Source organism: bacterium, assembly GCA_021372535.1.
Lineage (GTDB): Bacteria > Latescibacterota > Latescibacteria > Latescibacterales > Latescibacteraceae > JAFGMP01.
In genome coordinates, this window is the sequence record JAJFUH010000130.1 from 1 (window position 1) to 14,344 (window position 14,344).

The 14,344-nt window shown below is 51.6% G+C and carries 14 protein-coding genes and 1 other RNA gene; 4 read left to right on the forward strand and 11 right to left on the reverse strand.

Annotated features, from left to right (window positions below):
* The first annotated feature begins 99 nt into the window (after positions 1-99).
* The 4 genes from LLG96_11975 to LLG96_11990 all read left to right on the forward strand — a co-directional run bounded on the left by LLG96_11975 (position 100) and on the right by LLG96_11990 (position 2,023).
* Positions 100-321, forward strand: a complete 222-nt coding sequence (locus LLG96_11975) for a hypothetical protein (protein MCE5250929.1) — start codon at positions 100-102, stop codon at positions 319-321.
* Positions 318-686 carry a type II toxin-antitoxin system PemK/MazF family toxin gene (locus LLG96_11980; protein MCE5250930.1) on the forward strand — a complete coding sequence of 123 codons (369 nt, stop codon included), beginning with the start codon at positions 318-320 and terminating at the stop codon, positions 684-686. The genes LLG96_11975 and LLG96_11980 overlap by 4 nt, the downstream gene beginning before the upstream one ends.
* An 86-nt stretch (positions 687-772) precedes the next feature.
* Positions 773-1,218: RNase P RNA component class A (gene rnpB / locus LLG96_11985), an RNA gene on the forward strand.
* A 139-nt stretch (positions 1,219-1,357) separates the two neighbouring features.
* Entirely contained in the window at positions 1,358-2,023 is a 666-nt protein-coding gene (locus tag LLG96_11990) for a hypothetical protein (protein MCE5250931.1), read from the forward strand.
* 116 nt (positions 2,024-2,139) lie between these two features.
* Here the strand turns inward: LLG96_11990 and LLG96_11995 are convergent, their stop codons facing one another.
* From LLG96_11995 to priA, 11 genes are all read right to left on the reverse strand, one after another.
* Positions 2,140-2,427, reverse strand: a complete 288-nt coding sequence (locus LLG96_11995) for a hypothetical protein (GenBank protein MCE5250932.1) — start codon at positions 2,425-2,427, stop codon at positions 2,140-2,142.
* A 10-nt stretch (positions 2,428-2,437) separates the two neighbouring features.
* Positions 2,438-2,656 (reverse strand): NifU family protein, encoded by a 219-nt coding sequence (locus LLG96_12000; GenBank protein ID MCE5250933.1) that lies wholly within the window; start codon positions 2,654-2,656, stop codon positions 2,438-2,440.
* An 83-nt stretch (positions 2,657-2,739) separates the two neighbouring features.
* A complete protein-coding gene (dapF, locus tag LLG96_12005; GenBank protein MCE5250934.1) occupies positions 2,740-3,573 on the reverse strand; it encodes a diaminopimelate epimerase in 834 nt (277 codons plus the stop codon).
* A gap of 91 nt (positions 3,574-3,664) precedes the next feature.
* Positions 3,665-4,939, reverse strand: coding sequence for a serine--tRNA ligase (gene serS / locus LLG96_12010; protein MCE5250935.1), 1,275 nt, complete (start codon positions 4,937-4,939; stop codon positions 3,665-3,667).
* A gap of 146 nt (positions 4,940-5,085) precedes the next feature.
* Positions 5,086-6,378 (reverse strand): phosphopyruvate hydratase, encoded by a 1,293-nt coding sequence (gene eno / locus LLG96_12015; GenBank protein MCE5250936.1) that lies wholly within the window; start codon positions 6,376-6,378, stop codon positions 5,086-5,088.
* 263 nt (positions 6,379-6,641) lie between these two features.
* The gene (gene lysA / locus LLG96_12020; protein MCE5250937.1) at positions 6,642-7,883 is read right to left on the reverse strand and encodes a diaminopimelate decarboxylase; all 1,242 of its coding nucleotides are present in this window, start codon (positions 7,881-7,883) and stop codon (positions 6,642-6,644) included.
* Positions 7,884-7,953: 70 nt separating this feature from the next.
* Entirely contained in the window at positions 7,954-8,367 is a 414-nt protein-coding gene (locus tag LLG96_12025; protein MCE5250938.1) for a four helix bundle protein, read from the reverse strand.
* 97 nt (positions 8,368-8,464) lie between these two features.
* Positions 8,465-9,637: an LL-diaminopimelate aminotransferase gene (locus tag LLG96_12030; GenBank protein ID MCE5250939.1), complete on the reverse strand. Its 1,173-nt coding sequence runs from the start codon at positions 9,635-9,637 to the stop codon at positions 8,465-8,467.
* Positions 9,638-9,719: 82 nt separating this feature from the next.
* Positions 9,720-10,604: a DMT family transporter gene (locus LLG96_12035; protein MCE5250940.1), complete on the reverse strand. Its 885-nt coding sequence runs from the start codon at positions 10,602-10,604 to the stop codon at positions 9,720-9,722.
* 2 nt (positions 10,605-10,606) lie between these two features.
* On the reverse strand, positions 10,607-11,335 hold the full coding sequence (locus tag LLG96_12040; GenBank protein ID MCE5250941.1) for a hypothetical protein: 729 nt from the start codon (positions 11,333-11,335) through the stop codon (positions 10,607-10,609).
* A gap of 486 nt (positions 11,336-11,821) precedes the next feature.
* Positions 11,822-14,251 carry a primosomal protein N' gene (gene priA / locus LLG96_12045; protein ID MCE5250942.1) on the reverse strand — a complete coding sequence of 810 codons (2,430 nt, stop codon included), beginning with the start codon at positions 14,249-14,251 and terminating at the stop codon, positions 11,822-11,824.
* Between the last annotated feature and the right edge of the window lie 93 nt (positions 14,252-14,344).

Here is a 14,344-nt window from a genome sequence, read left to right on the forward strand (position 1 = left end):
TAGCCGGGCGGTATAAATGCATCATTCTACCGGATTTTTCATATTACCCATTGGCAGTGTACATATAATGGTGTATAATTGAGACAGGAAATTATGCGCATGACTCGCCTGAATATTACATTACCGGATGAAATCGCAAAAAAACTGGCTGAAAAGCCCAATAAAAGCCGTTTTATCGCCATGGTGCTGCACGAGGAATTCGACCGTGAAATGAGGGAAAAAACCGAACGTCTCATGCAGGAAGGATATACTGCGGCTTTCCATGAGGATGAGAACCTCGATGCCGAATGGGAAAAAACGAGCCCGGAAACATGGGAATGAAGACCTTTCCTGAACGGGGCGATATTTATCTAGTGTGTCTCGACCCGACTGTTGGCTCCGAAATCAATAAGACACGGCCGGCGTTGATTGTATCAAACGATATAAACAATCAGTTTTCCGGAACAGTCACCGTTATACTGTTATCGTTGAATGCCGAAAAGGTCTATCCTTTCGAAGCATTTCTCTCTTCCGTCGATGCTGTTCTTTCGAAAAAAACAAAGGCGAGATGCAACCGGATAAGAACGATAGACAAAAAACGGCTTCTCAGGCGTCTCGGATCTGTTTCTCCGCAGGAATTGAAGGATGTTGAAAAATCTGTGCTGATCCATCTGGGGATGTATTTTGACAGGAAGCAGTCTGTTTGAAGAATGAAATCGTTGGAATAAGACTACGATGTTCCCTTTGGCATGGTAATATTACTCATAGTTGTTTATCTTATATAGAGCTTACAGGAGCGGGTCGGACGGTCGCGCACGGCGTATGACCGTGTGAGGAAAGTCCGGGCTCCGAAGGGCAGGGTGCCGGGTAACGCCCGGTGGCCGGTGTATACCGGTTAAGGAAAGTGCAACAGAAAACATACCGCCCCCGTCGATTGATTGCAATCTCCGGGCGTCTGACATCGGAAAACCGTTGAACCCGGTGTCCGCTGCCGGGTGCCTGAGGTTCTCGGCGGAGGTAAGGGTGAAAAGGCGGGGTAAGAGCCCACCGCCCGGATGGTAACACCCGGGGCATTGTAAACCCCACCCGGAGCAAGGCCAAATAGGGGACCAGGCGCTGCCCGCGCCGTTACGAGTTCCGGGTAGGCCGCATGAGGAGGCGGGTAACCGTCCTTCCCAGATACATGACCGTCGCCCCTCAAACGGGGTACAGAACCCGGCTTACAGACCCGCTCCTTTTTTATATCGCCGCCGTTTCAAGACGGAAATGATCGCTGCTGACACACAATAACGGTTCGATTGTTTCCCGATATTCCCCGAAATCCTTAGCATGGACGGAATTCTATAAACCACAGACCACAAACCATGAACCAGATACTATGAACCACAAACATTTTTTTCGACTTGTTCACGTTGTTCTGTTCGCCGTGGCAATGGGATATTTCGAGGCGGTGGTTGTCGTATACCTGCGGGGTATGTACTATCCCGATGGATTTTCGTTTCCGCTGCAGAATGCCCCGGCGCGGATGATCGGCATCGAATTTTTCCGTGAGGCGGCAACAGTCGTCATGCTTATGACAGTGGCGGCGCTGGCGGGCAGGAAATTCTGGGAGCGGTTCGGATATTTCCTGATCCTTTTCGGGATATGGGATATTTTTTACTATGTTTTTCTGAGGGTGACCATCGACTGGCCGGGCTCGCTTGTCGAATGGGATGTACTGTTCCTTATTCCGCTGCCGTGGATCGGGCCGGTCATTGCGCCCTCGCTCGTTGCAGCACTCATGACCGTGATCGGCATTTCAATGACAAATCTGGTTCACCGCGGATATGATTTCAGGCCGGCGCGGCTGACATGGGTACTTACTTTCGCCGCTACAACCGTGATTCTCTATTCGTTCATGAAGGATTTCGATGCAATGTTCTGTCAGATGATGCCGCAGCCGTATCTCTACAGCCTCCTCGTCCTCGGTCTTGTTCTTTATTGTATCGCGTATGTGCACACGTATCGTGAGGTAATACGGCGCGGAATACAGCGTAAGGAATGATGTCAGAAAACCACACCGGTATTGATAGGGAACAGTATTTTGTGGCGGGAAGTGCTCTCGGAAATATAAAAGCACCCTTATGATACAGGGTGCTTTTATATATATACTTTCGATATTTACTCGGGAAGTGAAAGCTTGGCGCGGATAATCTCCAGAAGACCTGTGACAACTTCCACTTCGACCTCGTATTGTTTCGCAATGTCGTCGCAGGTGACGCCGTTAAGGAAAAGATTCATGACCTCGTTTTCTTCAACGGTCAGATTATTGTTTCCTGCCTGGGTTATGATAATGTTTTTATCATAAAACTCCTGATCCATGCAGCGGCATTCTTCATCGTATGCTGCTATTTCTGCTTCCCAGTTTTCGTTGACGGGAATTTCCTTTTTTTGTTTTTTGCCGCTCACAGACATATCCTTATACAGCTTTGACACTTTCAACACTGGGTACTTTTCTCTTGATGATGGCTTCGATACCGTTCTTCAGAGTAAGAGTGGCCATGGGGCAGCCGCCGCATGCGCCTTTGAGCCTGACCTTGACAACATTCCCGTCCATTCCCATGTATTCAACGTCGCCGCCATCAGCCTGGAGGGATGGTCTGATTTCATCGAGTGCTTTTTTGATATCGTCTTCCATGATATATCCTTTCCTATAGTGGTCCGGTGGACCGGTTTAAGTCATGAATAGTTTTTAGACGCCCAATGAACGCAAAAGAGCCCTTATATTTTGTAGACGCCAGTAAATACGGTATGTGCGTCGCCGGTCATATAGAGCTCCTCGTGGTCTTTCCATTCTATGATAAGGTCGCCGTACGCAAGATGAACGGTGACCGTGTCGAACGTATGACCGTTGAGAATAGCCGCCACAACTGATGCCGTAGCACCGGTGCCGCAGGCGAGCGTTTCGCCGCTCCCGCGCTCCCAGACGCGCATTCTGAGGTTGTTTTTGTCGAGCACCTGCACGAATTCAGTGTTGATGCGATTCGGAAACAGCCGGTGATGCTCGAATTTCGGCCCGACCGTCTTCAGATCGACCGTATCGACATTGTCAACGAATACGACGCAGTGGGGATTGCCAACGTTGACGAGCGTAATCCGGTAAACGGAGCCGTCGACTTCGAGCTCTTCGTTAACCACCTTCTCGGAATCCTTGCCGATCATCGGGATAAGATTCCGACGGAGAACGGGCGCTCCCATGAATGTCCGTACACCCGCGAAATTGCCGTTTTCCATGAAAACGGTCTGTTTATGAGGCCCTCTCAGGCTCTCAGTGATAAATTCACGCTTATCGGACAGACCAGTTTCGACGACATACCGTGCGAGACAGCGGATTCCGTTGCCGCACATCTCCGCCTCGCTGCCGTCGCTGTTGATCACCCGCATTTTGAAATCGTACCGCTCCGATGGCCCTACCAGAATGAGACCATCGGCGCCGACTCCGAAGTGACGGTCGCACATGCGCGGCGCGATTTTTTTCGGGTCGGGGATCTTTTCCTTGAACAGGTCGATGATGATGTGATCGTTGCCGAGCCCGTGCATTTTGGTAAACTGTATATCCATGGTATTCTCTCTGATTCGCTTATCGTTTATTACTCATCGTGTTGTACCGAAGGTCTATGTCACCTTTCGCTCTGTGCCGGAACAGTCACTTTTTCGGTTCGATGACCTCGATGCCTCCCATGAATTTCTTCAGCACTTCCGGTATGACGACAGAGCCGTCCTTTCGCTGGTTGCACTCGAGCACAGAAATGAGAATCCGCGGCGTTGCGACAAACGTGTTGTTGAGCGTATGACAGAACTGCACGGCGCCGTTTTTGTCGCGGTATCTCAGTTTGAGTCTTCGCGCCTGGAAATCGTGGAATTTGCTCGATGAATGGGTCTCGCCATAACCACCGCGCGAGGGCATCCAGCACTCGATGTCGTATTTACGCTTCTGGGGCTGCCCAAGGTCGCCGCCGCAGACGAGTACGACGCGATAGGGTAGACCGAGGGCTTTGACCAGGTTTTCCGAGTTGGCCGTGATGAACTCGTGCTCTTTCATCGAGACCTCGGGGTCGGCCTGGCATACGATGACCTGCTCGACCTTCTGAAACTGGTGAATACGGTAGAGACCCTTGGTGTCCTTGCCATAGGTACCTGCCTCACGGCGGTAGCAGGGTGAGATACCGCAGTAATGGAGCGGGAGATCCTTCTCGTTGAGTATCTCGTCGTAGTGATACGATGTTACCGGAACCTCCGCCGTGCCGATGAGGTAGAGCCCGTCACGCTCGCACGCATAAGCCTGCTCCTCGCCTCCGGGGAAATAAGCCGTACCGATCATGGCGATATCTTTCACGAGATGCGGCACGATCATGGGCGTAAATCCGAGCTTGACCATGGTTTCGAGCGCGTACATGAGGACGGCGTATTCGAGGAGCACTCCCTCGTTTTTGAGAATATACGAACGGGCGCCGGCAAGCTTTACGCCTCGTGGAATATCGATAATGTCGAGAAGCTCGCCGAGTTCGACATGGTCGCGGGGCGCGAATCCGAAATCGGGAATCGTTCCGCCGCGCCTGATCTCGACATTGTCACGGTCATCGGCACCCTCGGGAACATCGTCGTCGGGCGGATTGGGAACCCGCAGCATGAGGTCGTTGAATTCGGCGACAATCGATTCGAGAGCCGAATCCATTTCCTTGATCCGTTCCGAGACCTGCTTCATAAGGGCGATCGCCTCGGCTTTCTCATCGCCCTTGAGAACAGCGATTTTCTGGCTTGCGGCGTTTTTTTCGGCCTTGAGGCTTTCCGATTCGGCAAGGAGCTTACGGCGCTGATCATCCACCACTAAAAGACGGTCGATATCCACTTCGATACGTTTTTTCCGCGCCCCCTCTTTTACGAGGTCGGCGTTTTCCCTGATAAATCGTATATCGAGCATATGAACCACCATATTGTTTCTGGTATTGTCCCAAAAGACATATTAACCACGAAGTCACGAATACACAAAGAAATGCATATGCTTTTCTATTATATCTGCTTTTACCGGTTTTTCCTTCGTGCTTTTGGGCCTTCGTGGTTTTTTTATCACTTTATTGAATAAAAAGCGTTCTTTCCCGCATACTGTGCATTTTCACCCAACTCGTCCTCGATGCGGAGGAGCTGGTTGTATTTCGCGATACGGTCCGAGCGGCTCGCCGAACCGGTCTTGATCTGCCCTGTATTTGCGGCGACCACGATATCGGCGATGGTCGAATCCTCGGTTTCACCCGAACGATGCGATACAACGGCAGTAAATCCGGCTTTCATCGCCATCTCGATAGCGTCGAACGACTCAGAGATGGTGCCGATCTGGTTGACCTTTACGAGGATCGAATTGGCCGCCTTGGTCTCGATACCTTTTCTGAGGAATTTGGTGTTGGTCACGAACAGGTCGTCGCCGACAATCTGGATTTTGCTGCCGAGTTTCTTGGTCATGAGCTTGAAACCGCTCCAGTCGTTCTCATCGAGACCGTCCTCGATGGAAATAATCGGGTATTTGCCGACGAGACCGGTATAGTAGTCGACCATACCTTCGCTGGTCAGCTTACGGCCGCCTTCACCTTCGAGAACATACAGGTTCTGCTCTTTGTCAAAGAACGAGCTTGCCGCCGGGTCGAGCGCGATCATGACATCGTCGCCGGGCTTGTAACCGGCTTTGCCGATCGCTTCGATGATGACCATGAGGGCTTCCTCGTTCGATTTGAGGTTGGGTGCGAAACCGCCCTCATCGCCGACCGAAGTATTGTAACCCTTCTTCTTGAGCACCGATTTGAGGGAATGAAAAACCTCGGCGCCCATCCGGAGCGCTTCACGGAATGTCGGAGCCCCGACCGGCATGACCATGAATTCCTGAAGGTCGACATTGTTGTCGGCGTGTTTGCCGCCATTGAGGATGTTCATCATCGGTGTGGGAAGGAGCCGCGCATGAATGCCGCCCAGGTACTGGTACAGCGGAAGCCCAACAGCTTCCGCCGCCGCGCGGGCGACTGCCATCGAAACGCCGAGGATAGCGTTGGCGCCTAAATTCCCCTTGTTTTCGGTGCCGTCGAGTTGAATCATGGTCTTGTCGACGCCGAGTTGGTCGGTGGCATCCATGAGCTCGACTTCCGGGGCTATGATGTTGTTGACGTTTTCAACAGCCTTGAGTACTCCCTTTCCGCCGTAACGGGCAGGATCGCCATCGCGGAGCTCGACCGCCTCGTTCTCCCCTGTAGACGCACCCGAAGGCACACAAGCTCTGCCGATGGAACCGCATTCGAGCACCACTTCCACTTCCACGGTGGGATTGCCCCTCGAATCGAGGATTTCACGTCCTTCAACGTTTATAATGCTTGTCATCTGTTCCTCCTGTTTTTTTATTTATTACGGTCAAACTTAATTAATAACAATTTCGATGGTTAAAAGCAAGATAAAGGCACACATAAGATACAGTGTAACCAGTCCGGTTCAAAGTTCAAAGTTTGTCATTTTACGTAAAGTGGTTAACCGAGCCTGTTTTTTTTTAATGAATTACTGTACAACTCATTTTCTGCTGACTTTGCCATTTTCTCCTCTGTCACTCAGTGTCTTTTCCCTTTGTGCCTCAGCTCCTTTGTCCCTTTTTAAAACTTTTCCCGTGCCACAAGGTCTTCGTACGTCTCCCGTGAGGTGACGAGTTCCGCCGTGTCATTGTGAACCATGACCTCCGCAGCCCGGAGCCGTGAATTGTAGTTCGAGGACATCGACATCCCGTACGCCCCGGCGCTCATGACAGCGAGCAGATCGCCCTCACTGGGCATGCACATGAGACGGTCCTTTGCAATGAAATCCCCCGACTCGCAGATCGGGCCGACCACATCGACCGTCCGGCGTTCTCCCTTTATGTCGTGCACGGGGATGATGTCATGAAAGGCGCCATACAGGGATGGCCGGACTATATCGTTCATACCAGCGTCGACAATCACGAATGTCTTATCTCCGCTTGTTTTGATGTAAAGTACGCGGGTGAGAAGCACTCCGGCGTTACCGATAAGCGACCGTCCCGGCTCGATAATGAGCCGGCAGCCAGTTTTTTTGAGCACCGGAATGATCATAGCCGCCCATTCGCCCGGATCGGGAGGATTTTCATCCTCATACCGGATACCGAGTCCGCCGCCGATGTCAACGAACTTCAAATCGATATCGAGTCCCCGGATTTCATCGATCAGACTCACTATCTTTCCGGCCGCCTCACGGTAGGGCGAAACATCGATGAGCTGGCTGCCGATATGGGCATCGATTCCGACGATTTCGATGTCCGGCATCGCCGCCGCTTCACGGTAGATTTGCAGTGCTTCGCTGTGCGGAATTCCGAATTTATTCTTCTTGAGCCCGGTCGAGATATACGGGTGGGTTTTCGGATCGACATCGGGATTGATGCGGAATGAAACCGGCGCCCTGAGTTTCATCGTTCCCGCGATACGGTTGACCGTATGAAGCTCCGATTCCGATTCTATATTGAGGGCGAGAATCCCGGATTCTAGGGCGTAACGGATTTCTGCCTCGGTTTTCCCCACTCCCGAGTACACGATTCGTTCAGCGGGTATCCCTGCCCGGAGAGCTCGATAAAGTTCCCCGCCCGAGACGATGTCGGCGCCGAGCCCGTGTTCGGCAAGTATACGGAGCAGAGTACCGCAGGAATTCGCCTTGAGGGAATAGCAGGTGAGGTGGTCGATATCTCTGAAAGCGCCGTCGATCGTCGCGATGTGACGGTCTATCGTCGCCCGCGAATAAACGAACGATGGAGTTCCAAAACGTTCCGCGACATCGGGCAGCGGAACATCGTCGCCGTTAAGAACCCCGTTTTTGTATTGAAACCAGTGCATTTTGTTTATTCTCCTGTTTTTTAAAAAAAGTGGCAAAGTGGCAAAGAGACAAAGGGACAGAGTGGCAAAGTCATTGCGATCGTCTTTCGAGTAATTTTTTAGTCAGACTGCTCAGTAATCGTTCAAGTTCCCGTGTTGACTCATAGAATGTATCAAATTTGCTTTTATCCATATACCCAAGGTTCAAGGCAATCTCAACCTGGGTTTGCAATTCATAGAGAGACCCCGTGGCAATCCTTAGAAAACGGATATTTTCACTTGTTGTCGAACGACCGTATCCTTCTGCAATATTACTTGGGATAGAAATTACACACCGTCTTATCTGTAACATTAAACCGTATGTTTCGTCAGCAGGAAATGATTTAGAGAGTTTATACATATCTGTAACCAGATTCATTGACTTCTGCCATACTATCAGGTCTCTGAATGTTTTGATTTGTTTGGTACTCTCTTCCATTTTGTTCTGTCCCACTATCTTTTTCATCTCAAAGTCCCTTTGCCCCTTTACCCCTTTGTACCTCAGTTTCTTTGTTTCTTTATCACTATGCCCCTCTGTCTCTCTGTCCCTTTGCCCCTTTCTCTTACATCTTTACCTTTGATAAACGGTCGACTGCTTCAGCGAGACGTTCCTTCGATGTTGTGACCGTCATCCGGATGTACCCCTCGCCGAACGAGCCGAAGCCAACGCCCGGTGTGGTCACGATTGCGGCTTCCCTGATGAGTTTGGCGGTCATCTCTGTCGAGGTATATCCCTTCGGAATGCCGATCCATACATAGAACGAAGCCTTCGGTTTTTCGACATCCCAGCCGAGACGCCTGAGGCCCCCGACGATCACATCACGGCGCCCGGCGTAGATGCGGTTGTTTTCAGCCACGCAATCCTGGCTCGATTCGAGCGCGGTCATACCCGCATACTGAATGGCCTGGAAAACGCCCGAGTCAAGGTTGGTCTTGACCTTGCCGAGACCCCTGATGATGTCCGCATTGCCGATTGCCGCTGCGATACGCCAGCCGGTCATGTTGTACGTTTTCGAGAGGCTGTAGAGCTCTATGCCCACATCGAGCGCGCCGGGAGTTTCGAGAAACGACTCCGCACGGTACCCGTCGAACGTGACATCCGCGTACGCCGCATCATGGACGACGATGATGTTGTATTCCTTCGCGAATTCGACAACCTTTCTGAAAAAAGAGCCTTCGCATGTCGCCGCGGTCGGATTGTTCGGGTAGTTGATGAACATCATTTTCGCCTTTGCGGCTATATTGGCGGGTATGTTTTCGAGCATGGGAAGGAATCCGTTTTCCTTGAGTAAAGGCATCAGAAAAGGTGTTCCGCCTGCAAACGTCGTTCCGGCGCTGTATACGGGGTAACCGGGATCGGGTATGAGAACGATGTCACCGGGATTGACAAAGGCGAGCGGAAGATGTCCCACGCCTTCCTTCGAGCCGATGAGGGTGAGCACCTGGCCGATGGGATCGACCTCGACACCGCGGGTACGTTTATAATAGGAAGCAATGCTCTTGCGGAAGCCTACCATTCCCGTATATGACGGATACTGGTGGTTCGCCGGATCGTACGCGGTTTCGTTCAGACGGTCGATGATGTGTTTCGGTGTGGGAAGATCGGGGTCTCCCACACCCAGATTGATGACATCATGCCCCTGACGGATTGCTTCCTGCTTCATCTCATCGATTGCGGCAAACAGATAGGGCGGGAGCTTGGTGAGACGTTCTGCATACTCGACATTGAGCGCCATTGATTGTTCCTTTCATGACATGTTAAATGTATTATTGGGTATTATATGGTCATTTCCGTAATAAATTGTTGTAAATCATGAGTTATACTGCCGCCTCCGGAGATGATCCGTCCATCTGCCGGCGGCTTTCACGGGTAACGAGCAGCGCCCCGCCGATGAGAACCATACTTCCGCCGATCACCTGAAGAATGGTAGGTACTGCGCCGAGAACGACAAATCCTAACAGCGTAGTTACCACGACCTCGATCATCATAATGACACTTGCTGCGCCCGTTTTGATATACCGCATACCGTACACGAGCGCAAATTGGGCGAGTATGCCGAGGCCCGCCGCCAGGAGCATATAGATACTTCCGATGAAATCGGGTATTTCGGCGCCAAAAGCAAGCAGAGGCAGCGACAGAATGAGCCCTGCAAGCGATGTGAAAAACATGATGGTCCACGAGTCATCGGTGAATCTCAGCTTACGGACGAACGACACCCCGACGCCTGCCGTGAGGGCATTCAGCATTCCCCACACATAGCCGATTTTCAGATTGAACGATCCGGGATTCATCATGATGAAAACTCCCGCAAAACTCCATAAAAGAAGAAATACGACCAGACGTGTTGTTTTTTCATGGAAGAAGAGAGCCGAAATGGTCACCGCGAAAAGCGGGAATGTATATTTGAGAATGACCGCTTCCGCCAGTGAGATGCTTGACACCGCAAGAAAATAGAATATTCCGCCGAGGCTCGCCGCGACTGCCCGTCCCACGAGAAGCGGATAGTTCACCGGCCGTATCCGGACATCCCCGAGCCATATGAGGGGGATGAAGATAAGCGTCGAAATCCCGTACCGGACGCATATTATCATACCGACAGGCACAGTCGCTGAAGCCATGCGGACAAAGAGGGCCATGACCGCAAACATGACCGCTCCCGTGACCATCATGACCGAACCGGTTATATCTTTGCGGATAAGCATTTTTACGTTTTCCCGCTTTCCCTGATTCTGATGATTTCATGTTCGATATACCGCAGGCTTATGAAAACCAGGCTTCTGTTACGGGTCCAGGCGGCGATATCACCGCTTTCACCGGAACATTCGCCTGTCAGCACCTCACTCTGGTCACGGACGACTGTGATTCCCCGGCCTTTGAATTCCCAGTCGGCAAGGTGGCGGTGACGGTAGATTTCAGCGTTCCCGACCGATTGTTCACCGAATGTGATGATACGGACCCGTACGTCGCGTGCTGCCGCCCCGGCAAGATCATCCCGGAGCATCGGTAACTCCTCATCCCAGATTGAGACATCGAGTTTTAATTCTGCACCCCGTATCATTTCTCCGGCTTTACTTAAAATCTTTTCATACCCGCTGATATTAAAGATGTAATCGACACGCACGGTCTGTGAATCCTCTTTCAGGAGTGTTTCGAGGGTTTTCACCGACAATTCGAAATCCTGCGAGAGCCGTCGTATGAACTCATCGGGAGGGACAGGGACATACCGCACGGGAGTACCCTCGACCGGAAGAACGAGACCTTTCCGCTTGAGCCGCTCGATGCACTCGTATATTTTCGACCGCGGAATACCCGACCGTCCCGAAAGTTCGTACCCGGTGAGGGGGTTTTCACCCACAAGAGCTGCATATGCCCTCGATTCATAGAGGGAAAATCCCAGCCCGGTCATGATCGATTCTATGTGTTCGATATTCATACATCCGCCTTATTGGTAACCACCACGGTAGTCAATATATAATATACAGCTTTATTTTTGTCAAGCATTTTTGTAACCTGGTTATTCAATTCCTGGATATAACTTATAAATGAGAAATGTATTACACGGTGAAGTGTCATTCCCGTGAAAACGGGAATCCATTATTTAATGATCCCCAAAAAGTAATGGTAATACTGGATTCCCAATTCACTCCGTTCTTGGGAATGACAACACACGTATAGCAAATTAGTAATTATGCACTCATTGCATGATCAGATTTTATTTTTTTTTGCGATCCAGTAAAGAGTCTGGATTATTCATGTAAATATTTTTACCACCAAGACACCAATAGACATGATAGATTATTTATACTATCTTAAGAAGTTATTAATAGTCAATTAAAAAGATATAATTAAATTTCATATCCGCGTCAATCCGCCCAATCCGCGTTTTATCAAAATGTGTGAATAAACCGGGCTGATTCCCTCACACAATCTCCACCGGATCGACATCGATATCGACAGTCACCGCTGTCCCGTGCATTTTATCCGCGATGTTCCTGAGGAACGGACGGAGATATGAGAGTTTGCCGGACTTGATGAGTATGAATTTGCGGTAGCGGCCCCTTATCCGCGCAATGGGAGCGTCTACGGGACCCATGATTTCGGTTCCTCCGGGGCTGTTCGCGGTCAGATACTGTACGATATCCTCAGCCGGTTTGTCGAGTGAATTACGGTCGTCGGACGAAAGCTCCAGCAATGACAGCCGTGAGAATGGTGGGAATCCCAGCTCTTCTCGTTCGTTCATCTCATGGTCGGCAAATGATTCGAAATCCTGCCGTGATGCAGCGGAAATAGCGTAATTATCCGGTTGAAATGTCTGGATAACGACCGTACCGGGGATGCTGCCCCTTCCCGCGCGGCCTGCCACCTGGGTCACGAGCTGAAAAGTGCGCTCGCCCGCCCTGAAATCGGGGATATGGAGCGAAAGATCTGCGGATATGACGCCGACGAGCGTTACATCGGGGATGTCGTGTCCTTTTGCGACCATCTGTGTGCCTATTAGGATGGACGCGGAACCGTTTCTGAATTCGTCGAGCAGCCTGAAATGGGCGTCATGTGACTGTGTCGTGTCGGAATCCATGCGGACGATCGAGTCTTTGCCGGTGATTGTCTCCAGTTCTTTTTCGATGCGCTGAGTACCCATTCCACGGTACTGGAGATCGGAAGAACCGCATTCCGGGCAGTGTTCGAGAATGATCCGTGAATGTCCGCACAGGTGGCATACGGCGAGCCGTTTTGACGAATGGTAGGTGAGTCCGATGGCGCACCGCGGGCAGCTCAGCACATATCCGCAGCTTTTGCACCGGATAACCGTGGCGAACCCGCGGTGGTTGATGAGAATGATGGATTTTTCGCCCCGCCCGATACGGTTCTTTATTTCCTCCCTGAGCCTTCCGGAGAGGGATGAATGGTTTCCGGATGCCCATTCTTCCTTCATATCCACGAGGATGACGGAAGGAAGCGGCCGCGCATCGACACGCTCTTTCAGCGACGAAAGCGCATATTTGCCCGTGACGGCATTATGCCAGGTTTCTAGCGAGGGTGTCGCCGATCCGAGCACGACGGGGATTCCGAGCATGGTTCCCCTGACAACCGCTACATCGCGGGCATGGTAGCGCGGCGAAGTATCCGTCTGTTTGTAGGAAGAGTCATGCTCTTCATCGACAATGATGATGCCGGGATCGGGAACGGGGGCGAATACCGCGGAGCGGGGGCCTATGACAACATCCCGGGCGCCGTCGTGGATAAGCCGCCACGAGTCGTACCGCTCTCCGGGACTCATGGCAGAATGGAGCACGGCTACCCGGCCCGGAAATACGGACGAGAAAAAGCGCGTGGTCTGGGGTGTCAGCGAAATCTCGGGAACGAGAATGATCGCGCCTTTTCCTCTCCTGAGCGCTTCCCTGACAAGTTCGATATAGACCCGTGTTTTCCCGCTCCCGGTGATTCCCTTGAGGAGCACAGGCCGCGGCCTGGAAGCGACGGCTTCATTCATGATAGCGGCGACCGCTTCGTTCTGGGCGACGGTGAGCGGGTGATCCGCCTCGATGAATTCCTGGCTGAGTATGCCGGATTCCCTCGTTATTTCAACCTCCTCATAGAGTGCAAGGCCTGCATCGACAAGGGAATTGACAACGCCCCGTGAAAAGCCGTGCCGTTCGAGGATTTCCTGGAGGGGGACGCCCGCTGGATGTTTGAGGAGCTCTTCGAGACACAGGAGTTGCTTTTTTGCCTGACGGGGCAGGTTGACCGGTGTATCGGGAACAGGCCTCACATACCGTTCGGTTTTTATTCTCAGGGAAGGTGTCGTAATCTCACGTTCAAGACGGACAAGGCCTTTGTTTTCGAGCGAGCGGAGAATACCGGAGACTTTGAATTTGAGTGTCCGTTCGAGATGTTTGAGTGTTACTGTCCTGTAGTCATCGAGCCGTTCGAGAACCGTTTTCTGACGGCTGGTCAGGACGATTCCGCTTTCATCCGGCTGTATGGTTCTTGAGACCTTTACCTGTGACCGGATCATGGTGCCGTGCGGCATGGCCACCTTGAGCACCTCACCGGTGGTGGACACATAATAATCCGCGACCCATTTTGCCAGTTCGAGCATAGTGCTGTTGAAAACCGGCTCGGTATCCAGTATGTCTTCAAGCGGTTTGATCGTGTCAAGGGGAACATCGCCCGGGTTGTCCGAAAGCCCGACGATAAAACCGGTCAGCAGCCTGCGGCCAAACGGTACGAGCGCCCGTCTGCCAACCTCTGCCGATGGCTGTATGTCCACGGGGATACTATAGGTGAAATATGTATTGACAGGAACGGGAAGCGCGACCGATGCGAAAAGGGAAGTTGTGCTGGTCATCGTGACTGTAATAAGAGGTTATGGTAAGTATGCGGAAAACGTACGTTTTTTGACAAAAAGCGGGTCTTCATGAACCTTTGCTTATCCAGAAAA

Bases quoted from the DNA above. Each gene is read 5' to 3' on its own strand.
- LLG96_12035 (MCE5250940.1), bottom strand. From the start codon at position 10,604: ATGCTTATCCGCAAAGATATAACCGGTTCGGTCATGATGGTCACGGGA.
- priA (MCE5250942.1), bottom strand. From the start codon at position 14,251: ATGACCAGCACAACTTCCCTTTTCGCATCGGTCGCGCTTCCCGTTCCT.
- LLG96_12040 (MCE5250941.1), bottom strand. From the start codon at position 11,335: ATGAATATCGAACACATAGAATCGATCATGACCGGGCTGGGATTTTCC.
- LLG96_12030 (MCE5250939.1), bottom strand. From the start codon at position 9,637: ATGGCGCTCAATGTCGAGTATGCAGAACGTCTCACCAAGCTCCCGCCC.
- LLG96_11990 (MCE5250931.1), top strand. From the start codon at position 1,358: ATGAACCACAAACATTTTTTTCGACTTGTTCACGTTGTTCTGTTCGCC.
- lysA (MCE5250937.1), bottom strand. From the start codon at position 7,883: ATGCACTGGTTTCAATACAAAAACGGGGTTCTTAACGGCGACGATGTT.
- eno (MCE5250936.1), bottom strand. From the start codon at position 6,378: ATGACAAGCATTATAAACGTTGAAGGACGTGAAATCCTCGATTCGAGG.
- LLG96_11975 (MCE5250929.1), top strand. From the start codon at position 100: ATGACTCGCCTGAATATTACATTACCGGATGAAATCGCAAAAAAACTG.
- LLG96_12025 (MCE5250938.1), bottom strand. From the start codon at position 8,367: ATGAAAAAGATAGTGGGACAGAACAAAATGGAAGAGAGTACCAAACAA.
- LLG96_11980 (MCE5250930.1), top strand. From the start codon at position 318: ATGAAGACCTTTCCTGAACGGGGCGATATTTATCTAGTGTGTCTCGAC.
- serS (MCE5250935.1), bottom strand. From the start codon at position 4,939: ATGCTCGATATACGATTTATCAGGGAAAACGCCGACCTCGTAAAAGAG.
- LLG96_12000 (MCE5250933.1), bottom strand. From the start codon at position 2,656: ATGGAAGACGATATCAAAAAAGCACTCGATGAAATCAGACCATCCCTC.